This window comes from Vibrio sp. Vb0888 (assembly GCF_033338835.1).
Lineage (GTDB): Bacteria > Pseudomonadota > Gammaproteobacteria > Enterobacterales > Vibrionaceae > Vibrio > Vibrio alginolyticus.
Window position 1 is genome coordinate 226,151 of sequence record NZ_JAWOTL010000004.1, and the last position, 22,089, is coordinate 248,239.

Here is a 22,089-nt window from a genome sequence, read left to right on the forward strand (position 1 = left end):
AAACATGTTAACCGCTATTAGAAAAAATGGTCTGACACTCGCGATGTTTGCATGTGCAACAACCGGATTAGTCGCCCTTACTCAGTACCTAACAAAAGACCAAATCAAGGTACAAGAGCAAAAACAATTACTTTCTGTTTTGAATCAAGTCATTCCAGAAAACATGCATGACAACGCACTCACGCAAGCTTGTACAATGGTCACGTCTCCAGATCTGGGGACATTACGTGCGATGCCAGCCTACCTCGCCACGAAGAATGGTGAACCAACAGCAATCGCAATAGAATCTATCGCGCCAGATGGCTACAATGGTGAGATAAAAGTGATTACTGGGATTGATAATCAGGGCAATATTTTGGGGACACGCGTCCTAAACCACCAAGAAACCCCTGGTCTGGGCGATAAAATCGATCTTCGTGTCACCGACTGGATCCTGAGCTTTACGGGCAAACAAGTCACGGAAAGTAACTGGAACTCATGGAAAGTTCGTAAAGATGGTGGTGATTTCGATCAATTTACTGGTGCAACGATCACGCCTAGAGCCGTCGTAAAAGTGGTGCGAAATACCGTTAACTACGTAAACCAATCTCGTGAAGACATTCTTAGCCAGCCTTTGGGCTGTGAAGGAGAGCAGTAATGAGTGAAAATAAATTGCTGATGAAAAACGGTATGTGGAGCAATAACCCTGCTCTCGTACAGCTGCTGGGTCTGTGTCCACTACTAGCGGTTTCTTCCACGATAACCAATGCCTTAGGTCTTGGTATTGCAACCTTATTAGTGCTGGTCGGCTCCAACGTCACGGTTTCTCTTATTCGTAATTACGTACCAAAAGAGATCCGCATTCCTGTGTTCGTGATGATCATTGCCTCTCTCGTTACCTGTGTTCAGTTATTGATGAATGCCTATGCGTATGGTTTATACCTATCTCTTGGTATCTTTATTCCTCTGATTGTAACCAACTGCATCATTATTGGTCGAGCTGAAGCATATGCTTCAAAAAATGATGTTGCGCCTGCAGCATTAGACGGTTTATGGATGGGGCTTGGTATGACAAGCGTTTTGGTCGTGCTAGGTGCCATGCGTGAGTTAATTGGTAATGGCACACTATTCGACGGGGCAGATCTGCTATTAGGAGACTGGGCATCCGCTCTCCGCATTCAAGTTTTCCAATTTGACAACAGCTTTCTGCTAGCGCTTCTTCCACCCGGTGCATTTATCGGTGTTGGTCTGTTGATAGCGCTTAAAAATGTCATCGATAATTCAGTCCAGGCACGTCAACCTAAAGAAGAAAAACCAACCATAGAACGTGCTCGCGTCACCAACGCATAACAAGATAAGGCTCTGTCATAGGAGCCTTTTTCATAAACCGCAGAGACGGTATTGGAAGTCAGCAATGAACAAAATAAAAAGAATCGAAATTCTTGAGCGATTACGAGAAAACAATCCGAATCCTCAAACTGAGCTTAACTGGAGCTCCCCTTTTGAACTGCTAATCGCGGTATTACTATCAGCGCAAGCAACCGATGTAAGTGTCAATAAAGCCACCGACAAGCTTTTCCCTGTCGCTAATACACCACAAAGTATTCTCGATTTGGGAGTCGATGGCTTAAAAGAATACATAAAGACCATCGGTTTGTTTAACTCAAAGGCAGAAAACACAATCAAGACTTGTAAGATCTTGTTGGAAAAACACAATGGTGAAGTTCCTGAAGATCGTGCCGCGTTAGAAGCGCTACCAGGCGTAGGTCGCAAGACCGCAAACGTCGTGCTCAACACCGCTTTTGGTTGGCCAACTATTGCCGTCGATACGCACATTTATCGCGTGTCGAATCGCACTAAATTTGCGATGGGAAAAACGGTTGATGATGTCGAGCAGAAGCTATTAAAAGTTGTGCCAAAAGAGTTCAAACTCGATGTGCACCACTGGCTCATTCTTCATGGTCGTTATACGTGCGTAGCAAGAAAGCCTCGCTGCGGTAGCTGTATTATCGAAGATTTGTGCGAATATAAAGAGAAAGTATACCCAGATAGCTAATGCTATTTGTAAATCAAAGCTAGGAGCAAAAAATGTCAAACGGTCGAATTCTCCACACTATGCTTCGCGTAGGTGATCTAGACAAATCCATCAAGTTTTACACTGAAGTTATGGGCATGCAGCTGCTTCGTACTAACGAAAATAAAGAGTACGAATACACGCTAGCGTTTCTTGGTTATGGTGACGAATCCCAAGGTGCAGTGATCGAACTGACTTACAACTGGGGTAAAACTGAGTATGACTTAGGTACCGCTTTTGGTCATATCGCCATTGGTGTTGACGATATCTACACAACTTGCGACGCTATCAAAGCGGCGGGCGGTAATGTGACGCGTGAGCCAGGTCCAGTAAAAGGCGGAAGCACGCACATTGCATTCGTAAAAGACCCAGATGGTTATATGATTGAGCTTATTCAAAACAAGCAAGCTTCAGCAGGTCTTGAAGGCTAAGCGGCACTTCTAATAATCACTTGTACTGCAAGTTGAACTCCGATTACAGGCAGGTCTGCGATCTGCCTGTCCTTTTATAAACAAAACTCTTTACTTGATAATAGTTATCGTTTAGATTTATCCGCAACTTCGATATGCGGGATTACGATAATGATCAGTGAATGGGAAAAACACACACTTCTAGCCGATACGGCACTTCAACTAGATGACCCTGTTCGCAGCATTCTTCATTACCAGCAAGCCCTAAGCCTGAGTGAAGATATCAGCGAATGTGTGGAAATTGAGGCGGACGAGCGATTATTAATTTCTGTGATTTCTTGTCATAACTTAGCTCAGTTCTGGCGTTGGGCTGGAGATACTGACTATGAACTCAAATACCTTCAACTGGCCTCTGAAAAGGTCTTAACACTTATCCCACAATGCCCAAATAAAGAGTGTGCAAGCTTTATCGACTCGATAGGATGCTGTACTAAGGCGTTGATAGACTTTATGAAGCGTCACCCTAATCCGGCTATTGCCAAACAGGTTGAAAAAATCGATACCGCCACCAATTGCGAAGTCATTGCCAAATTCCGCTTAAACTAACATTCAAATTATACAGCAGGAATCACCGAAACGTGCTTGGCAAAATACCACTAAAATATTATTAACAACGTCAGTAAATCAAAAACGCCGAAGCTTTCAGCTTCGGCGTTTTTATAAGCATCACACTTGGGTTCGCCCTAGAGATATCACGACTCGGCGGTTTTTGTCTTTTCCTATTGGCGAACCGTTATCTGCAATAGGACGACGCTTGCCGTACCCTTGCACTTGAATTCGATCTTCCGGTAGCCCTAGAGACTGAAAGTAATCACGAAGTGACTCTGCACGTCGCTCTGATAAACTTTGACTCGCACTTTTACCATCGGTTGAATCTGTGTACGTCGCCACCAGCACGAGATCGATATCTTGATTATGTCGGATATAATCTGCAATTTGTGATAAACGCTTTTTAGAAGCCTTGGTTAACTGATCACCTTGTCTTTCGTAGTGCAAAATCGTAAAAGCAATGTCCTCGAAACTGTATTTCAATAAGTTGGAAATACAGTCGCTAAACGCGTTGTACTTGTTTTGAAATAGTACTGATGACAATGCGACTTCAATTCTCTGATCTCGGCTCTGCCAATCTTGGTAACTAAAAGTCGGATAACGGCCTTTTTCCAGCTCAGACAAAATGCCCCATGCTGTTTGCCCTCCGACATAACCATCAAACTGTTTAAAAAACTTTAGGTTTGTAATTCGATCGGCGTGTTCACCTGGTCGCCAAGGTGGCGGCATAGAAATGAGACTGACGTTACGTGTTTCTCCCATCGGACGACGCATTTTTAACTCAAAGTCTAAATTAATTTTTTTATTCGCACGAGATGAAAACACCGCATCTCCAAAGCTTGGAATGGGGTGTACAAGCTGACATTCTAATGGTGTATTGACCACCATTTCCCATTGAGATTGCTGTGGAGTTGCAGCATAACGTTTGCCCATCAAAGCGAAGCTGCTTGTGCTAAACAACGAAAATACAACACCACTGGTAATCAGCCATTTCTTCATCTAATACTGTCTCTTAAACGGCAGTCTGTTGCCGTCAATTTGCATCAATAAAACCACCTCAACCGGCATGCAAAAATCTCGCCAATATAGGGCTATCTGTCACACTGACATTAATGTGAGCCACCGTGTTCCAATCACCTTAACCGCCACTTAGCGTTTTACTTCCTCATGTTTTATCGGTTTACACGATGCAAAGTATGGCGAATGAACGTCTACATAATATGCAATACAAACTTATTGATTGGATGCAAAATAGAATTCCGGTTTTCTCTTAAATTGCGGTTTTTCTCATCGGTATAATCTGCAATAATGCAGCCTTCGTCACACAAAAATAAGCCAACATGACACTAGAAAATGAAGCTCTAACCTTGAAAAAACGCTTTCGTGGTTATTTCCCTGTGGTAGTAGACGTTGAGACCGCTGGTTTCAATGCTCAAACTGATGCACTTTTAGAAATCTGTGCCGTTACGTTGAAAATGGACGAACATGGCGTGTTGCATCCGGCCTCCACCATTCATTTTCATGTGGAACCATTTGAAGGCGCTAACTTAGAAAAAGAAGCGCTTGAATTCAATGGTATTCGTGAACCTTTCAGCCCTCTTCGTGGTGCTGTTTCTGAGCAAGAGGCGCTAAAGGAAATTTATAAGCTTATTCGAAAGGAACAAAAAGCCGCAGATTGCTCACGTGCAATTATGGTTGCTCATAACGCAGCATTCGACTTGGGTTTTGTAAATGCAGCAAATGAACGCTGTAAACTAAAAAGAGTCCCTTTTCATCCCTTTGCTACTTTTGATACGGCTACATTAAGTGGCCTTGCTTATGGCCAAACAGTTCTCGCTAAAGCATGCAAAACAGCCGGGATGGAATTTGATAACCGTGAAGCACACTCTGCGCTTTACGATACACAAAAAACAGCAGAATTATTCTGCGGTATTGTCAACAAATGGAAGGCCCTCGGCGGTTGGCCGCTTGTCGACGAAGAATAATAAGTAAACACAACATATTAGGAAAAGTATGAATCCTGTCGTTATATCAGTGTGCGTCATGCTCGTGTTAGCATTGATGCGCGTAAACGTGGTGGTTGCCCTCACGTTTAGTGCCATCGTAGGCGGCCTAGTCGCAGGCATGAGCCTTGGGGATACGGTTGCCGCATTTGAAAGTGGTCTAGGTGGCGGTGCAACTATCGCGCTAAGCTACGCCATGTTAGGTACTTTCGCTGTTGCCATCTCGAAATCAGGCATCACGGATCTACTGGCCAAAAGTGTTATCAAGCGCTTAAATGGTAAAGAAAACTCGGCGTCAACTACCGGGTTAAAGTACGCCGTGTTGGTGGCATTAGTGCTTGTCACGATGTCATCTCAGAACGTAATTCCGGTCCATATCGCCTTTATTCCAATTTTGATTCCACCTCTTTTGGGCGTATTCGCGAAACTTAAGCTCGACCGACGTTTGGTCGCGTGTGTTCTTACCTTCGGTTTGATCACACCTTACATGATCTTACCTGTTGGTTTCGGCGGTATTTTCTTAAACAACATTCTATTAAAGAACCTACATGACAACGGTTTGGAAAACGTGGTTGCAAGCCAAGTCCCAACCGCCATGTTACTGCCAGGTGCAGGCATGCTGTTTGGTCTATTACTGGCTATCTTTGTTAGCTATCGTAAACCGCGTGTCTACAAAGAAACTGAGTTGACTGTCGTTGACGAAACCGATCATGTCATCAATAAAAAGCACATCTTAGTTGCGGCACTTGGTATTGTCGCTGCATTGGGTGTTCAGCTTTACACGGGTTCAATGATTATCGGTGCTCTAGCTGGCTTTATGGTGTTTACTTTCGGCGGCGTTATTGCATGGAAAGAGACGCACGACGTGTTCACTAAAGGTGTACACATGATGGCAATGATTGGCTTCATCATGATTGCAGCGGCAGGTTTTGCAGCAGTAATGAAGCAAACTGGCGGTGTTGAAACACTAGTACAATCGCTATCAACCAGCATCGGTGACAATAAGCCTTTAGCTGCACTACTGATGCTGATCGTTGGTCTGTTGGTAACAATGGGCATTGGTTCATCGTTCTCTACGATTCCAATCCTTGCAACTATCTATGTGCCTCTTGCGCTAGCATTCGGCTTCTCGCCGATGGCAACGATTGCACTGGTAGGTACTGCGGCTGCGTTAGGTGATGCAGGCTCTCCAGCTTCTGACTCTACATTAGGCCCTACATCTGGTCTAAATGCCGACGGTCAACATGAGCACATTTGGGAAACAGTCGTTCCAACCTTTATCCATTACAATATCCCTCTAATCATCTTTGGTTGGATTGCAGCAATGGTGCTTTAATACTATTGCTTGGATGGATATACATTTAGTTACGAAAAAGCCGCTCAATGAGCGGCTTTTTGTTATTCATAACTGTGGTTATTGCGCTGGTATATTGTCAATAATACGCTCACGAATCAGCTTCAAGGTTGGTTCTGTCGACAGGTAATCGATGGCAATCGGAAAATAAGCGTCGTTAATTTTAAGAACCAAGCTAGGGTAAGAGCTCACACCTAGGCTCTTTGCAAGGCTCAATTGATCTTCGAACACACCTTCTAAGAAAGAGCCATCCATGTCATTCTTGAATTGCTGAACATTCAAGCCAATTTCTCTCGCTAGTTGCAAGTGAGTGGCTTCTTCATGAGGAGGCATCGCACGTAAGTAATACGCATGCTGAATCGCTTCTAGCATCTGCTCATAAGAGTCTTGAAAGCCCGCTGCAATAACCGCACGACAAGATTGGTAAGTGCTTCTAACTGGCGTACAAAGCTTCCAGAAATCGTAGTTAAACTTAGTGCCTAACTGGCGCTCAATCTGCTTCCAAATACCTTCGAGTTTTTGTTGCATCTCGGGCGGCATCGGTAAATTAGTATCTGGCGCAAGACCACCAACCACATACTCAAACTGAATCACACCTGGCAGTTGCTGTTTTAGTTTATCCAGCGTTGGTTTGTAACCCCAACACCAACTGCACATTGGGTCATGCACGTAGTAAAGCTTTATGTTCATTCCACTAACCTAAAAAGAAAAAGGAGCCAGTACGGCTCCTTCGTATTCTATCGCTAAATGTGAGTATTTACGAATTACTCAGCTTGATCTTCAGCGCGCGCTGCTGCTTCTTTGATTAGAGGCTGCAGTTCACCTTTTTGGAACATTTCTAGAATAATGTCACAACCGCCGATAAGCTCACCTTCAACCCATAGTTGAGGGAAAGTTGGCCATTGCGCGTACTTTGGTAACTCAGCACGGATATCTGGGTTTTGCAGAATGTCTACGTAAGCGAACTTCTCACCACATGCCATTAGTGCCTGTGACGCTTGAGAAGAGAAACCACAGCTAGGTAGTTTCGGTGATCCTTTCATGTACAGCAGGATTGAGTTTTCAGAGATCTGCTGTTTGATTTTGTCGATAGTTTCCATCGCTTCCTCATTCATGGGTTTGAACTTTATTTATTTGCCACATTCTACTCAATAACGACAGAATAAAAACCATATAATTAATAAGGCTTAATTTTAGGTTGCTCATTGGCGAGCAATGCAGCACTTCACCACTGCTAACCTCTTAAAATATTTTCATATCGGGGTTTTAATAAAGTAAAAACTTGCTAAAATACTTAGCAAGTCAGCCTTAAAGGCGACATAGCTATAAAAAAACACTGGAAGCAATCGAAAGGTCATCCTTTCAAATCAATGGAGAATCGAGTAATGGCATTTGAACTACCAGCTCTTCCTTACGCGAAAGACGCACTAGAACCACACATCTCAGCAGAGACTCTAGACTACCACCACGGTAAGCACCACAACACTTACGTTGTTAAGCTTAACGGTCTTATCCCTGGTACTGAGTTCGAAGGCAAAACTCTAGAAGAGATCATCAAGACTTCTACTGGTGGCGTATTCAACAACGCAGCGCAAATCTGGAACCACACGTTCTACTGGCACTGTCTTGCTCCAAATGCGGGCGGCGAGCCAACTGGCGCAGTTGCAGACGCAATCAACGCAGCATTCGGTTCTTTTGAAGAATTCAAAGCGAAGTTTACTGATTCAGCAATCAACAACTTCGGTTCTTCATGGACTTGGCTTGTTAAGAAAGCTGATGGCTCTCTAGAGATCGTTAACACTTCTAACGCTGCTACTCCTCTAACAGAAGAAGGTACAACACCACTTCTAACTGTTGACCTATGGGAACACGCGTACTACATCGATTACCGTAACGTACGTCCTGATTACATGAACGGCTTCTGGGCTCTAGTAAACTGGGACTTCGTAGCTGAGAACCTAGCGAAGTAATATACTTCCCCCTAAGTTCAATTTAGTCTTATTCAAAAGCTCGCTATTTAGCGGGCTTTTTTGTTTCGCCTTCCCTAGCACCTTTAAATAATTCCCTCTTTTACTAAAGTTCTTCTTATCCACGCCGTTAAAAGAGCATCGAGCGAGGAACATCATGCAAATTCATACTTTAGACAAAGCTGCAATTATCAACGAACTTCAGTTCGCTAATGGTATTAACCATGCCGTACACGACGGTCGTCGTGCGGATTTCTCGCTGATTCTGTCTATGTTCTCTAATGATGTTCGCGATGTGGTCCCAGTTGAAGAGGTCCAGGAAGTCATCACCAGTGACAGTATTCTTCGCCAACAATTGGGTTTATCGCAACCTCAAGCTCTTCGTTCTGATAGCAGCAGCTATGAACTCGCAGCTGAACAAGCGAAACAGTTTCACGATGCAGGATTGCCTTCCGCAAAGCTGAGCCATTACCTAAAACCAGATGCGCTGACTTACCTGCCTGAAGACACATTCAACCTACCAGAGGAGGTTTATCACAACCTATCTGGTCATGAGCGACGCAGATTGGGCGAACGCAACAAACAACTGATCCCAGATGCTGGGCTATATAATCAGCTAGTGACGGCTCAACGTCAGCATCAAATTCAAGCTAAAGCATAGAGATCCGCTTTTTATCCAATAGCTTGCAATACCTACACGTCAGAAATGTGACATCTTACAAATTACCGCACAATAGTCCTCACTCGAAAGCGTTAGTTTGAAGCCTTTCACACTGAACCCAACGAATTTCAACCATGCTATTAGCACAAACCACTGGTGTATTGTTTTTCACATATGGATACAGTGAAGGTGCTATGGATATCAAAGAATCAATTATTCTCGTCACGTCTGCAGGTTCGGTTATAGGAAGAACCTGTGCAAATCACTTTGCTCACCTTGGAGCAACGTTGATTCTTTGTGACCAAAATTCTAGCGCTTTGAGAGCGAGCTATGAGCAAATCAGCGCTTTCACTGACAAAGTGTATGCGATGAATGTGTGTAGTGATAACACAACGTCCATTAACTTATTGTTTGACCAGATAGAATCACAGCTACGTGCGACACCAGATGTGATTGTTAATTGCTGGACCAGCTCCCCTATGCCTGGCTTAATGGCGCCAGAACCAATGAGTACTTACATTGATCACTTGTCGTCTGCGGCACGCTTCCTTTATACCTACGGCCAAGTAGGAGCAGAGCGCTTTCGAGCCAGAAACAAGAAAGGCGTCATTGTTAACGTCATTTCTCATGACAACCATGAAGACTTTACGGGAGTTGAAAGCATGGCGGCGTTGGTGTCAGGTTTTACTCACAGCTGGGCAAAAGAACTCACACCATTCAACATTCGAGTGGGCGGCGTTATTCCCTCGGTAAATCATACAAAAGAGGAGCTCAACGAGAGACACTGGGCTGAGATCCAAGACGAACTAGTCCGCAACACAGCATACATCGTCGCGAATGAATACTTCAGTGGCCGAGTAGTTGCGACCGAAGTGTAAGCATACACAGCAACTCTGTTTTCCCGAGCCAGATGTAACTCCTGCACCAAAATAAAAAAAGCCCCAGTCACTTGACTGGGGCTTTAACCTTTTCCCGATTAAGGTTCCGTGCTAGCGAAAACCTTGCTCACTCGATTTTTTAATTACGCGTCAGCTTTTTCTTTCTTTGCTTTAGGTGCTGCTTTTGCTGCTTCTTGGTCTGCTTTCTTCTTGATAACAGTTGTACCTTCGAAAGTTTCGCCTTCAACAAATGCTTTACCGTAGTAAGAAGCCATCAACACATCTTTAAGTTCGCTGATTAGAGGGTAACGTGGGTTCGCACCAGTACATTGGTCATCGAACGCTTCTACCGCTAGCTCATCCAGTTTCGCTACGAAATCTGATTCAGCAACACCTGCCGCTTGGATAGACATTGGGATGTCTAGGTTAACTTTTAGTTCATCCAACCATGCTAGTAGACGTTCAATCTTCTGAGCAGTACGGTCACCTTCTTGGCTTAGGCCTAGGTGGTCAGCAACTTCAGCGTAACGACGACGTGCTTGTGGACGGTCGTATTGAGAGAACGCAGTTTGTTTAGTTGGATTGTCGTTCGCGTTGTAACGTACCACGTTAGAGATAAGTAGTGCGTTAGCTAGGCCGTGTGGCAAGTGGAACTCAGCACCCAGTTTGTGAGCCATTGAGTGACAAACACCTAGGAATGCGTTCGCAAATGCAACACCAGCGATAGTAGCTGCGTTGTGTACTTTCTCACGAGCGATTGGGTCATTTGCACCGTTCGCATAGCTTGATGGTAGGTACTCTTTTAGCATCTTAAGTGCTTGAAGAGCTTGGCCATCTGAGTATTCGTTAGCAAGAACAGAAACGTAAGCTTCTAGAGCGTGAGTTACTGCATCGTAACCACCAAATGCTGTTAGAGACTTAGGCATGTTCATTACTAGGTTCGCATCAACGATTGCCATGTTTGGCGTGATTTCGTAGTCAGCTAGTGGGTATTTAGCACCAGTCTTGTCGTCAGTAACAACCGCGAATGGAGTAACTTCTGAACCAGTACCTGAAGTTGTAGTGATACATACAAGCTCAGCTTTTTTACCCATTTTAGGGAACTTGTAGATACGTTTACGGATGTCCATAAAGCGCATTGCTAGTTCTTCAAAGTGAGTTTCTGGGTGCTCGTACATTACCCACATGATTTTCGCTGCATCCATTGGTGAACCACCGCCTAGCGCTAGGATAACGTCAGGTTGGTAGCTAGCCATTTGAGCCGCACCTTTTTCTACTACAGACAGTGTTGGGTCAGCTTCAACATCGAAGAATGTTTGAACTTCCATGCCTTGAGCTTTTAGTAGGCTTACTACGTCATCTGCGTAACCGTTGTTGAATAGGAAACGGTCAGTTACTAGGAATGCACGTTTCTTACCTTCTAGGTCGCCCAGTGCGATTGGAAGGCTACCACGACGGAAGTAGATTGACTTAGGTAGTTTATGCCACAACATGTTTTCAGCTCGCTTCGCTACAGTTTTCTTGTTGATTAGGTGTTTAGGACCTACGTTCTCAGAGATAGAGTTACCACCCCAAGAACCACAACCTAGCGTTAGAGATGGCGCAACGTTGAAGTTGTACAAGTCACCGATACCGCCGTGAGTAGTCGGGATGTTGATTAGGATACGAGCTGTCTTCATCTTGTCACCGAAGTAACGGATACGATCAGCGTTAGTATCTTGGTTAGTGTAAAGACCAGATGTGTGGCCGATACCACCAATCTCAACCATAGTTACCGCTTGAGCAACCGCATCTTCGAAGTTGTCAGCACGGAATAGACCTAGAGTTGGAGATAGTTTCTCGTGAGCGAATGCGTCATCGTGAGATACTTTACCCAGACCTTCACCAACAAGAACTTTAGTGTCTGCTGGAACTTTAACGCCTGCCATTTCAGCGATTGCTGCTGCTGGCTGACCTACGATTTTCGCGTTTAGCGCACCATCGATAAGAAGCACTTTACGAACTTTATCAGCTTCTGCTTTGCTTAGGACATAAGCTTTGTGAGAAGCAAAACGCTCTTTCACTTCGTCGTATACTTCATCAACTACGATTGCAGCCTGCTCAGAAGCACATACTACACCGTTGTCGAAAGTCTTGGACATAAGGATAGAAGCAACAGCACGTTTGATGTCTGCTGTTTCATCGATAACAACAGGAACGTTACCTGCACCTACACCGATTGCTGGCTTACCAGAAGAGTAAGCGGCTTTAACCATGCCTGGACCACCAGTTGCAAGGATAAGCGCGATGTCATCGTGTTTCATTAGAGCGTTTGAAAGCTCAACAGAAGGCTGGTCGATCCAACCGATGATGTCTTTTGGTGCGCCTGCTGCTACTGCTGCATCTAGAACGAGTTTAGCTGCATCGTTAGTTGAGTTTTTCGCACGTGGATGTGGTGAGAAGATGATACCGTTACGAGTCTTCAAAGAGATTAGAGATTTGAAGATCGCTGTAGAAGTTGGGTTAGTCGTTGGTACGATACCGCAGATGATGCCTACAGGCTCAGCGATAGTCATAGTACCTAGGTTGTCATCCTCTTCTAAGATGCCACACGTTTGTTCGTCTTTGTATTTGTTGTAGATAAACTCAGAAGCAAAGTGGTTCTTGATTACTTTATCTTCAACAATACCCATACCAGATTCTTCTACCGCTTGTTGAGCTAGCGGGATACGGGCCTGGTTAGCTGCAAGCGATGCTGCACGAAAGATTTTATCTACTTGCTCTTGAGAGTAAGTAGCGAACTCTTCTTGCGCTTTCTTAACGCGAGCAACCATTGCATCTAGTTCAGCCATATTAGTTACAGGCATAGGGAATCTCCTAAAATTAACAAATATTAAAAACTTTTTACTAAGGCTATTACTTATCGTTTTTACTGTTTATCAGTCACTTAGAAAACAAACGTCTTAGTAAATTGCTTTCAGGACTGAGTATAATATTTCAGAGTGTGAAAAAAATTGACTTGGATCAGTTCTCACCACCTAAATACTACCAAAGTGGTGCCTCATCACACCAAAATGACATAAATCACTGATAAACAAATAAATTAACTTTCATTTTTTATTGAGTAAAAAAGAAGCAAATGGACAAATAAATAAAAGAAACTACAACAACCTGTAAAAAAGTTTCATTTTTGACCAACAAAATTACATGTAGGCCCAATTCTTTGTGCTACTGAGAGTATATCGAACCGAATACATCTCTCTACAAACCACCTTGGTTTTTATCAAAAATGTGCGAATGTTAACGTTTATGTAAAACAGTGCAATTTATCAGCAACTTTATACGTAACATTTCCTTTCCAGATTAGATACAGTTTATTAAAGAATTAGTTTTTCTCACTTAAATGGCAGGGAATGCGTTAGTTTTTTTCATTTCTTACAACCTAACTTTTGCCTTACATTACGCCCAAATTACCCCTTCTCCTTTTCACTAATGTGAACTTTGATGAGTACGCAACATGCAAACTTTTGAACTTGCTATCTTCTTGCAGTTTTTTCTCGGTTTGGTCGCCGCAGTAAACCCTGTTGGTATCATGCCTGTGTTTGTGTCACTAACCGGGCATATGACACCAGACGAAAAGCGCAATACGGCAACAACAGCAAATGTGGCTGTTGCGATCATCCTGATCATTTCGCTTTTTGCTGGTCAGTTACTGTTAGACATGTTCAGTATTTCTCTGGATTCGTTTCGTGTCGCTGGCGGGTTGCTATTACTTAGCATCGCATTCTCGATGATGAGCGGTAAACTGGGGGAAGATAAGCAGAACAAACAAGAGAAAACGGAATACGTCAGTCGTGAACAGATTGGTGTGGTCCCTCTTGCAATGCCTTTAATGGCAGGTCCTGGTGCAATCAGTTCGACTATTGTTTATGGTGCACGCTACCCAAGCATGTTCGATACCGTGGGCATTAGTATTACGATTGGTTTGTTCTGCCTTTGTTCATGGCTATTATTCCGTTCTGCCCCATTGATCGTACGATTTTTAGGTCAAACTGGAATCAACGTCATTACTCGTATCATGGGTTTGATATTGGGCGCGCTTGGCATAGAGTTCATTGCGAATGGCTTACGCAACTTATTTCCAGGATTAGCCTGAGTTTCTATAAAATTGTATGATAGAGCGATTCAACAATGGATCGCTTTGTCATGACGACTGACTCTCTTAAACATACTCTATATGTCACCATTTTTGGTACTCATACCAAAGCTGGTAAAACGTTCGATATTGCTCTCATTATCGCGATCATCAGTTCGTTAATCGTACTGGTGTTAGATTCGATACCCTCCGTTCGGGCCGAGTGGGAAAAAGAGCTGAAGTTTATTGAATACACATTTACTGGCCTATTCACGATTGAATACCTTCTAAGGCTTTATTGCTCTCCTAAACCTGCCGCCTACGCAAAGAGTTTTTATGGTGTCGTCGATTTACTTGCGATTTTGCCCACTTATTTAGCACTCTTCTTCCCATCCGCTTCGTTTATGGGTGTGATCAGGGCGCTGCGAGTGATGCGAATATTCCGCATACTCAAGTTAGTCCGATACCTCCAAGAGTCCAATATCCTCTTACGTTCACTGCTTATGGCGCGCAGAAAGATTTTTATCTTCTTTAGTTCCGTCGCCATTATGGTAACGATTTTCGGCTCGTTGATTTTTATCATTGAAGGACCTGAAAACGGATTTACTAGCATTCCTAAGAGTATTTATTGGGCGATCGTGACCATCACAACGGTTGGGTATGGTGACTTGGTCCCTCAAACAGACCTAGGTAAAGGGCTTGCATCACTCACCATGTTACTGGGTTATTCCATTTTGGCGGTACCTACAGGTATTTTCACTGCCGAACTGCACCAAGAGATGCAATCGCACAAAGTATTGGTGAAATGCCCAAACTGCTCCCACGCAGGGCACGACTCTGACGCAATTTACTGTAAACATTGTGGTAGTGAACTGGCCGATCCAGACAAAAGAGTCGTTCGAACGGAAGACGACGCATGAAAAAAGAGCTCCCTAAGGAGCTCTTTTATTTTGTCATCAAATAAAGGATTGATGTGATTATGCTTTCTCAGACAGAATAATTCGCAGAGTACGACGCAACGGCTCCGCAGCACCCCAAAGCAGTTGGTCACCAACAGTGAAAGCATTTAGGAAATCATCACCCATTGCCATCTTACGTAGACGACCCACTGGTACAGACATTGTGCCCGTAACTTTTGCCGGTGTTAGCTCTTGAGCAGTGATGTCACGGTCGTTAGGAATCACTTTCACCCAATCGTTATGAGTGGCGATGATTTCTTCGATTTCGTCCATTGGTACATTTTGTTTAAGCTTGATAGTAAGTGCTTGAGAGTGACAACGCATCGCGCCAATACGCACACAAGTACCGTCAATTGGAACAGGTGAACTTTGAGAACCCAAAATTTTATTCGCCTCAGCGCCCGCTTTCCACTCTTCTTTACTCTGACCATTATCGCGCTTCACATCGATCCATGGGATCAACGAACCAGCTAGTGGCACACCGAACTTATCGGTAGGGAAAGAGCCGCTGCGCATTGTATCCGCGACTTTCTTATCGATATCTAGGATAGAGCTTGATGGGTTTGCAAGTTCAGAGCTAACAGAGTCATTGATAACGCCCATTTGCGAGATCAATTCACGCATATTTTGCGCACCAGCACCAGATGCGGCTTGGTAAGTCATTGCGCTTGTCCACTCAACAAGGCCTTTCTCAAATAGACCACCTAGCCCCATTAGCATTAAACTAACCGTACAGTTACCACCGACAAATGTGTTCGTGCCACCGTGGATGCCTTGTTGGATTTGCTTTAAGTTCACTGGATCAAGTGTGATGATCGAATCTTCAGCCATACGTAGCGTAGAGGCCGCGTCAATCCAGTAGCCTTTCCAACCAGCCTGACGAAGTGCAGGGAAAACTTTTTCTGTGTAGCTACCACCTTGACAGGTGATTACCGCATCAAGCTGTTTTAAGCTTTCAATATCATACGCGTCTTGCAGTAAGCCTGCGTCTTTTCCTAAGTTAGGAGCAGGAATACCAACTTGAGAAGTACTGTAGAATACTGGTTCGATTAGGTCGAAGTCTTTCTCTTCAACCATACGCTGCATAAGGACTGAACCAACCATACCGCGCCAACCAACTAAACCAACTCTCATCGTATTAACTCTCCATGTATTAAAAAAACTACCCCATAGTTAATTTTTCACAGCAAAATCTCAACCCCTATTTTGTAAATAAGCGCGTTTTTTAACCTTTTCCTCTGAAAAACCGGGTTACACGAGATTTTTTAGTGTTTGGTTTGCGGTTTTAACCATTTTTCAAGTAGGGAAAGCACTTTAGCCCCCTAATTGGTCTTACCACTCAATGAGAAAATAACACATGAAGCACAATAATTTCACATTACACAACATTTAAAACCAAAAAAGTTAAAACAAACTAACAGTTAATTTCACAAGCAAACGTTTTTACCGACGAACATCAAGATAAAACACCAAATGTTCGAAATATAATTTTTGTTAATGTATGTTATGCGCGATTACAACAAGGAGCGCCTTCCTCTATTGCTCCAAGATTGACAGAGGCACATATGAAGCAAGTTACACCACGCCTACCAAGCTTGATACAGGTATTTATCTCGCTCGGTTTATTTCTCCTGCTGGCATTTTCGTTCACAGCCAAGCTAGACCTACCGATTCAGCTAGCGCTATACATCGGTTGGTTCATTGTCATGATATTGGGCATAAAGCTTGGCCATCAGTATAAAGATCTGGAAAAAGCAGCACTAAATGGCATCTCCAATGGACTTGGAGCCGTTTTAATCCTTTTGGCCGTTGGCGCGCTTGTAGGTACTTGGATCTCTGGTGGTATTGTTCCAACCATTATTTACTACGGCCTTAAAGCAATCCACCCTTCCATCTTTTTGCTCGCGACCATGATCATCTGTTCATTGACTGCGCTAGCGACTGGCACGTCTTGGGGTGCGGCTGGCACGGCAGGTATTGCAATGATGGGTATCGGTCAAGGTCTTGGTGTTCCTGCACCAATCACTGCAGGTGCCGTACTTTCAGGCTGTTACTTTGGTGACAAAATGTCGCCTCTATCGGATTCAGTAATCCTTGCTTCATCTATGTCTAACGTTGAAGTGATGGAACATATTAAAGGCATGTTGCCGATAGCACTCATTAGCTACATTATTACAGGCATTATGTTTACTGCATTTGGCTTCCACTACGCAGGTCAAGTTGACATGAGCCAGGTAGACTCTGTCATTAAAGCGATGGAACAACAGTTCTACATCACCCCTTACTCATTTGTTCCTGTGATCATCGTATTGTCACTTCTAGCGATGCGTATGCCTTCATTCCCAGTGATCAGTTTTGGTTCTCTGCTAGGTATTATTTGGGCAGTGATGATCCAAGATGTCGATTTCCTAACCGCGTTCAACACGGCTTGGGCTCCGTTTGCAATCTCATCTGGCGTAGATTTCATTGACTCAATCCTTAACCGTGGCGGCATGTCTTCAATGCTTGGGTCGGTAGCGGTTATCGTATTTGGCCTTGGTTTTGGCGGTCTACTAGATAAAGTAGGCGTGCTAGAGACTATCGCGAAGCTGTTTGAAAAACGCGTTCAAAGTGCAGGTTCATTGGCAACAAGCACAATTGGTACGGCCTTTATGGGCAACGTATTTGGTTCAGCGATGTACGTTTCACTTATCCTGACCCCAAAAATCTGTGCGAAGAACTATGACCGTCTAGGCTACAAACGTAAGAATTTGTCTCGTAACGCAGAATTTGGCGGCACGCTAACCTCAGGTATGGTCCCTTGGAGTGACAACGGTATCTACATGGCCAGTATTTTGGGTGTTGCTACACTGTCTTATGCCCCGTTCATGTGGCTGAGTTTTGTATGTATCATCGTAACGATCTTCACTTCTTACATGGGTTGGTTTGTTGATAAGTGCGAACCAACAGCAGAAGCAGTTGAAGAAGCTGAAGGCGAATTAAAGCAGCAAACCGCTTAACTTCGCAGAGATAGGAAGAACCTCCCTTTCGAATTCAATACTAAAAAAGAGCGCTTTAAAGCGCTCTTTTTTTATTTCCAAAACAAATCGTTAGCTTTGTTTGACTAGCGTTTTCACGGCTGCACGCTTCCCAAACCAATAGCCCAAGCCAAGCGGTGCAAAGAATATAACGGCAATGAACAGAATAAAGTAGATGATGGTACTTTTGACAAGTTCAATCAGCTTAGTCATTGCGAGATTCACAACCTCTTGCGACACTCGATCCATATCTTGAGCAAACTTCTCGCGCTCATGGGTAATGATCTGTGCGATTTCTTGGCGCTCTCTGGCAACCATCAGCTCTATAGCTTGGCGTTCTTCACCCAACTGAGATAAACGCGCCTCCGTCCTTTGATCGATATCGTCAACCAAAGGTTGTAACTCCAGCGCCATTTGTTCTGCCAAATAACGCATGTACTCTGGGTTGTTATCGATAAAATCCCTCATCGAATCAGCGGTAACTTGCAAACTATTGAGCGCCGCATTGACTTTTTCGATACTGGCAGAGCTATTCAAGGCCAACAACTGCGCTTTCCACGTCATAATTTTTGGTGTCTGCTCTGATACCAGACTTAGACGATCAGAGACATCCCCAAGTGCTTCTGGCATCGTGCCTAGCGTTGTAACGGCTTCCTCTTCGCTAATTTGGTTTGCATCTAACCACCTACGGTAAGCCGGAGTCCTAATCATGCTTAAATCAGCGAATGGATGCTGCTTGGCGAACTCTGCAACAAACGTTTGTGTCTTGATGTATGCTTCTTTCTTCAATAAAGATTGAGCCAGTTTATCTACCTCTTTCGCTAAATAAACGGAAACTAACTTGGCCTCATCAGACGCAAAGAGCTCATTACCAGAAGCGGTAGTAAAGAACTGTTCCATTTGTAGCGTGAAAGTCCATGTATCAATCAGTGCAGCCATTGGGGACACTTGGTATGCAGAAGCTTGGATGCCTTCTTCAGCATTTATCTTCCAAAGTAAAATATAAGATTGATGAACTTTATCATGAGGCTCATATTGTTCGTGTAGTGCGTCTGCTGCTTGCTCAACCTGAGCAAAAAACTGCTGCGCATACTCACGAGTCAAAAGACGCATATTGAGCTCTTGTTTGGTAAGAGGGACGGTTTGACTCTCGATCTTGACTTCGAGCAGGGAACACCCTGAAAGCATCATAACCAGCCCTATCAACATCATTGAAGACATTCGGCGAACGGACATGAAAACACCTTTAACAAATTGTATAGAACAGGAATAAAGCGAACTAAGTCATATAGTTCGAGCCTTTATTACCTCAACTCTTATGACATTAAGTCAGAGCAATATCAATCTGTTAGCGCTTCTGTTATCTTTTCACTATTGAGAACATTATTAGCAAAAAGTATGGTTTGTTTTAGGACATCATCTAAACATGCCAACTTCTCTTCCGGCACTTTTTGCCCTTGTTTAATCAACAGTTCAATATCACCCGAAATACAGTGCAATGGCATTGCACCTAAACTCCCTGAGACCCCTTTAAGACTGTGTGCGGCTCTTTGCGCTTGCTCTTTATCCTCTTCTAACAGCTGATACATTTTAGTGCCATCGCCAGAGTGGTCCTGAATAAAGACCTCCAGTAACATCCGCACAGCGCCCTCGTCACCAGACAGAGAATCTAACATTTTATTGATATCTATGTACGGCTCACGTTCCACTACTTCCACTTGTGATGAATTCACCTCATTACAACTTTCTTCGTTCATTTGGACGTTTTGAAAATTTTCTGACTGAGCTGAGGGAACAGCGTTAGCTCCATTTTCATCATCGCCAACTTGCTCTGACTTTTTATCATCGGTTCTGGGTAGTGGTATCGGTTGAATCGTTTTTGGGGAGAAGGCTCCCCATGAAATGAGGAAAAGGAGCAAACCACTGATTACAGACAACCAAACAATAAAAGTCATTAGCTTCTGTTCCAACTGATCATTTATCGAAGTTAACTGGTTCGGGAAATCTGGATTAAGCAGTTGATTAGATAAATAACTGCCCTGTGCCTGAGCAGATAGTGCGCTTGAGGTTTGAGCAAGCTGGCGCTGAAGAGCGCTTCGCTCTTCGGGAGAGAGCGTCTCTGATTCAATAAAAAGTCGGTCTAAGTCACGGTAAGTATCGCTATTCGTTGCAGAGTCACTAAAGACAGACTCAAAAACAAGCGCACCTAAGCGATAGTACATTGCCTGAATTTGCTCAGAGTTTTCTGTTCGAGCACGGCTGCTTCGTAACTGTTCTGCTAACGAAACCAATTCACTGTCACTTCTTACAAAAGCTCGAGCACTTTCTAAAAATCGGTCGGTCGTATAAAGTAATTGAGTGATGTCTGGTGTGATTTTCCCTTCAGAAAACTCACTTTCAAGCTGTAAGCGAACTGCATAAGCCAACTGAAGTTTCAGTGAAATTTGGTCGACGTGTTTAACACGGTAAGGCAGATCGAAGTTAAAAAAGTGCCTGACTTCTTCAACTTTACTTCCTAACTCATTTACAGTCGAAATCGTTTGAATCGTTTGTTTGGCTTGCAGCCAAATGCCAAGTGCTAAAACACACCACAAAACGAACCAGAACCAAACAAACCGCCGTATTCCTTCTTTTAGCTTCAGCAACACTTGCCCCTCGCATATCTCCATTAATTACAAGCATATACTATGGATGTTTCTTATTCACATAAAAAAAGAGAGCCGTTTGCTCTCTTTATTTAACGATATGATTTTAATTGCGACTTAACTGATCTTTTAGATTTGGAGGCGTCCCTTTAATCGTTAAGGTATCCGTCTCTGGATCATAAAAAATACGCTCGCCAAGTAAGAGACTATCGAAGCTAATATTCAAACCACCACCAGCTCCAACAAATTTAGTCAGTTTGCGAACCGTCGCACGATCACCTGGGAAAGACTCTTCAAGCTCGTACCCTTGCTCTTTGGTGAAATCCATAAAGCTCGTGCCATCTTGGCTTTGAGGAAGCTCTCCGGAAAGCTCTGAGATTTGAACCTCATCACCGGATTTAATTTGCTCATTGCAGTAGTCGTAAACTTGTTTCTTGTACTCGTTCACTTCTTGCTTTTCTAGCTTCGAGTCAGCACAAAAATCATCTACCGCCTGCATCAACACTAAGTTTTGTTGTTTAGTATCTAAGCCAATATCCGCTTGCAGAAAATCTAGGAAGAAGTCCGCCACTTTACGGCCAACGCGTCCTTTAATGTATTGCAGATAACGATTGGATTCCTTGTCGGTCTCGTAGCTCGACAGGTCGATGCGTGCGGCAATATCCATTTTGGTGATATCTAAGTAATCTGTCGCACTGATGTCCAAACCTTCGGTCACTTTTAAACTCTGATTCATTGGTAAGATACCGATGAACAAGTAGTCCGTTGCTAAACTCTGATACTCAGCGAAAACCAAGATACCTTCATCCGCAAATGGGTACTTAATCAACTCTTCTTTCAAGCGATTTGCACTAATTTGTGAGAAGTCGTAAAAATCTCGCTCTCCTTTGCGCATTTCTTGAAGCCAAAATTGAAATTCGCTGTCTGACTGGAAAGCGCCAAAACCTTTACCAGCTTTAGAATGGAATACTCGGTGAAGCTCAGCGACTAAGTTTTCTGTAGATGCATCGTTCTCTAATGATGCTGGACGAAAGTTTACAACCAGCTCGTCCTGATCGTTTTTGCACAGTTGATGCAGAATAACGTTTGAAAGATGAAGACTCATAGTGATTTTATCTTGCTACAAGGTTTTAGTTGATGGGCATTGTAGGTTATCATAAGCCGCTTTTACTATCATTATTAGAGTCTTTATGCCGATTACATCTAAATATACTGACGAGCAAGTAGAAAAAATTCTTGCTGAAGTAGCAACAGTTCTTGAAAAACATGCTGCTTCTCCTGAGTTGACGCTAATGATTGCCGGAAATATCGCAACCAATGTCTTAAATCAACGTGTTGCTGCTTCACAACGCAAAGCGATTGCTGAAAAATTTGCTCAGGCGCTGATGTCTTCTTTAGAAACACCAAAAACACACTAAT

General features: G+C 43.6%; 22 protein-coding genes. 14 read left to right on the forward strand and 8 right to left on the reverse strand.

Annotated features, from left to right (window positions below):
- Nucleotides 1-4 precede the first annotated feature (4 nt).
- The 5 genes from rsxG (at nucleotide 5) to R7P72_RS08595 (ending at nucleotide 3,069) form a co-directional block, all read left to right on the forward strand.
- Nucleotides 5-637, forward strand: coding sequence for an electron transport complex subunit RsxG (gene rsxG, locus R7P72_RS08575; RefSeq protein WP_205390966.1), 633 nt, complete (start codon nucleotides 5-7; stop codon nucleotides 635-637).
- Entirely contained in the window at nucleotides 637-1,329 is a 693-nt protein-coding gene (locus R7P72_RS08580) for an electron transport complex subunit E (RefSeq protein WP_005396543.1), read from the forward strand. Before rsxG ends, R7P72_RS08580 begins: the two co-directional genes overlap by 1 nt.
- A gap of 64 nt (nucleotides 1,330-1,393) precedes the next feature.
- Nucleotides 1,394-2,035, forward strand: a complete 642-nt coding sequence (gene nth / locus R7P72_RS08585) for an endonuclease III (protein WP_005380743.1) — start codon at nucleotides 1,394-1,396, stop codon at nucleotides 2,033-2,035.
- A 32-nt stretch (nucleotides 2,036-2,067) separates the two neighbouring features.
- Entirely contained in the window at nucleotides 2,068-2,484 is a 417-nt protein-coding gene (gene gloA, locus R7P72_RS08590; protein WP_005380739.1) for a lactoylglutathione lyase, read from the forward strand.
- A gap of 150 nt (nucleotides 2,485-2,634) precedes the next feature.
- Complete coding sequence (locus R7P72_RS08595; protein ID WP_005384886.1) at nucleotides 2,635-3,069, forward strand: DUF2753 domain-containing protein; 435 nt, start codon at nucleotides 2,635-2,637, stop codon at nucleotides 3,067-3,069.
- 120 nt (nucleotides 3,070-3,189) lie between these two features.
- Here the strand turns inward: R7P72_RS08595 and motY are convergent, their stop codons facing one another.
- Nucleotides 3,190-4,071 carry a flagellar protein MotY gene (motY, locus tag R7P72_RS08600; protein WP_005384887.1) on the reverse strand — a complete coding sequence of 294 codons (882 nt, stop codon included), beginning with the start codon at nucleotides 4,069-4,071 and terminating at the stop codon, nucleotides 3,190-3,192.
- A gap of 341 nt (nucleotides 4,072-4,412) precedes the next feature.
- On the opposite strand from motY, the gene rnt reads away from it, so the two are divergent.
- A complete protein-coding gene (rnt, locus tag R7P72_RS08605; RefSeq protein WP_137282275.1) occupies nucleotides 4,413-5,057 on the forward strand; it encodes a ribonuclease T in 645 nt (214 codons plus the stop codon).
- 28 nt (nucleotides 5,058-5,085) lie between these two features.
- Complete coding sequence (locus R7P72_RS08610; RefSeq protein WP_017821192.1) at nucleotides 5,086-6,411, forward strand: Na+/H+ antiporter family protein; 1,326 nt, start codon at nucleotides 5,086-5,088, stop codon at nucleotides 6,409-6,411.
- A 78-nt stretch (nucleotides 6,412-6,489) separates the two neighbouring features.
- Here R7P72_RS08610 and R7P72_RS08615 read toward each other — a convergent pair whose 3' ends face one another.
- Nucleotides 6,490-7,119: a DsbA family protein gene (locus R7P72_RS08615; protein WP_138939555.1), complete on the reverse strand. Its 630-nt coding sequence runs from the start codon at nucleotides 7,117-7,119 to the stop codon at nucleotides 6,490-6,492.
- A 74-nt stretch (nucleotides 7,120-7,193) separates the two neighbouring features.
- Nucleotides 7,194-7,529 carry a Grx4 family monothiol glutaredoxin gene (locus R7P72_RS08620; protein ID WP_017635833.1) on the reverse strand — a complete coding sequence of 112 codons (336 nt, stop codon included), beginning with the start codon at nucleotides 7,527-7,529 and terminating at the stop codon, nucleotides 7,194-7,196.
- 285 nt (nucleotides 7,530-7,814) lie between these two features.
- Between R7P72_RS08620 and sodB the strand changes: the two genes are divergently transcribed.
- The 3 genes from sodB to R7P72_RS08635 all read left to right on the forward strand — a co-directional run bounded on the left by sodB (nucleotide 7,815) and on the right by R7P72_RS08635 (nucleotide 9,935).
- Nucleotides 7,815-8,399, forward strand: a complete 585-nt coding sequence (gene sodB / locus R7P72_RS08625; protein ID WP_005396533.1) for a superoxide dismutase [Fe] — start codon at nucleotides 7,815-7,817, stop codon at nucleotides 8,397-8,399.
- 154 nt (nucleotides 8,400-8,553) lie between these two features.
- Nucleotides 8,554-9,057, forward strand: a complete 504-nt coding sequence (locus R7P72_RS08630; protein ID WP_213907170.1) for a VC2046/SO_2500 family protein — start codon at nucleotides 8,554-8,556, stop codon at nucleotides 9,055-9,057.
- A gap of 134 nt (nucleotides 9,058-9,191) precedes the next feature.
- Nucleotides 9,192-9,935, forward strand: coding sequence for an SDR family oxidoreductase (locus R7P72_RS08635; RefSeq protein ID WP_005380732.1), 744 nt, complete (start codon nucleotides 9,192-9,194; stop codon nucleotides 9,933-9,935).
- Nucleotides 9,936-10,078: 143 nt separating this feature from the next.
- Here the strand turns inward: R7P72_RS08635 and adhE are convergent, their stop codons facing one another.
- Complete coding sequence (gene adhE, locus R7P72_RS08640; protein WP_005380731.1) at nucleotides 10,079-12,781, reverse strand: bifunctional acetaldehyde-CoA/alcohol dehydrogenase; 2,703 nt, start codon at nucleotides 12,779-12,781, stop codon at nucleotides 10,079-10,081.
- Nucleotides 12,782-13,431: 650 nt separating this feature from the next.
- Here adhE and R7P72_RS08645 point away from each other — a divergent pair.
- Both R7P72_RS08645 and R7P72_RS08650 read left to right on the forward strand, forming a co-directional pair.
- Nucleotides 13,432-14,070, forward strand: a complete 639-nt coding sequence (locus R7P72_RS08645) for a YchE family NAAT transporter (protein ID WP_005380729.1) — start codon at nucleotides 13,432-13,434, stop codon at nucleotides 14,068-14,070.
- A 35-nt stretch (nucleotides 14,071-14,105) separates the two neighbouring features.
- Nucleotides 14,106-14,969: an ion transporter gene (locus R7P72_RS08650; protein ID WP_005380728.1), complete on the forward strand. Its 864-nt coding sequence runs from the start codon at nucleotides 14,106-14,108 to the stop codon at nucleotides 14,967-14,969.
- 57 nt (nucleotides 14,970-15,026) lie between these two features.
- Here the strand turns inward: R7P72_RS08650 and asd are convergent, their stop codons facing one another.
- A complete protein-coding gene (asd, locus tag R7P72_RS08655) occupies nucleotides 15,027-16,142 on the reverse strand; it encodes an aspartate-semialdehyde dehydrogenase (RefSeq protein ID WP_005380727.1) in 1,116 nt (371 codons plus the stop codon).
- 431 nt (nucleotides 16,143-16,573) lie between these two features.
- Here asd and nhaC point away from each other — a divergent pair, with 431 nt between their 5' ends.
- Nucleotides 16,574-18,007, forward strand: a complete 1,434-nt coding sequence (gene nhaC / locus R7P72_RS08660) for a Na+/H+ antiporter NhaC (RefSeq protein WP_005380726.1) — start codon at nucleotides 16,574-16,576, stop codon at nucleotides 18,005-18,007.
- A gap of 90 nt (nucleotides 18,008-18,097) precedes the next feature.
- Here nhaC and R7P72_RS08665 read toward each other — a convergent pair whose 3' ends face one another.
- The 3 genes from R7P72_RS08665 to yejK all read right to left on the reverse strand — a co-directional run bounded on the left by R7P72_RS08665 (nucleotide 18,098) and on the right by yejK (nucleotide 21,775).
- Nucleotides 18,098-19,261: a hypothetical protein gene (locus R7P72_RS08665; RefSeq protein ID WP_005380725.1), complete on the reverse strand. Its 1,164-nt coding sequence runs from the start codon at nucleotides 19,259-19,261 to the stop codon at nucleotides 18,098-18,100.
- Nucleotides 19,262-19,365: 104 nt separating this feature from the next.
- Complete coding sequence (locus tag R7P72_RS08670; RefSeq protein WP_081007968.1) at nucleotides 19,366-20,694, reverse strand: Hpt domain-containing protein; 1,329 nt, start codon at nucleotides 20,692-20,694, stop codon at nucleotides 19,366-19,368.
- A gap of 82 nt (nucleotides 20,695-20,776) precedes the next feature.
- A complete protein-coding gene (yejK, locus tag R7P72_RS08675) occupies nucleotides 20,777-21,775 on the reverse strand; it encodes a nucleoid-associated protein YejK (protein WP_005380723.1) in 999 nt (332 codons plus the stop codon).
- An 85-nt stretch (nucleotides 21,776-21,860) separates the two neighbouring features.
- Between yejK and R7P72_RS08680 the strand changes: the two genes are divergently transcribed.
- Entirely contained in the window at nucleotides 21,861-22,088 is a 228-nt protein-coding gene (locus R7P72_RS08680) for a YejL family protein (RefSeq protein ID WP_005380722.1), read from the forward strand.
- Nucleotide 22,089 lies beyond the last annotated feature (1 nt).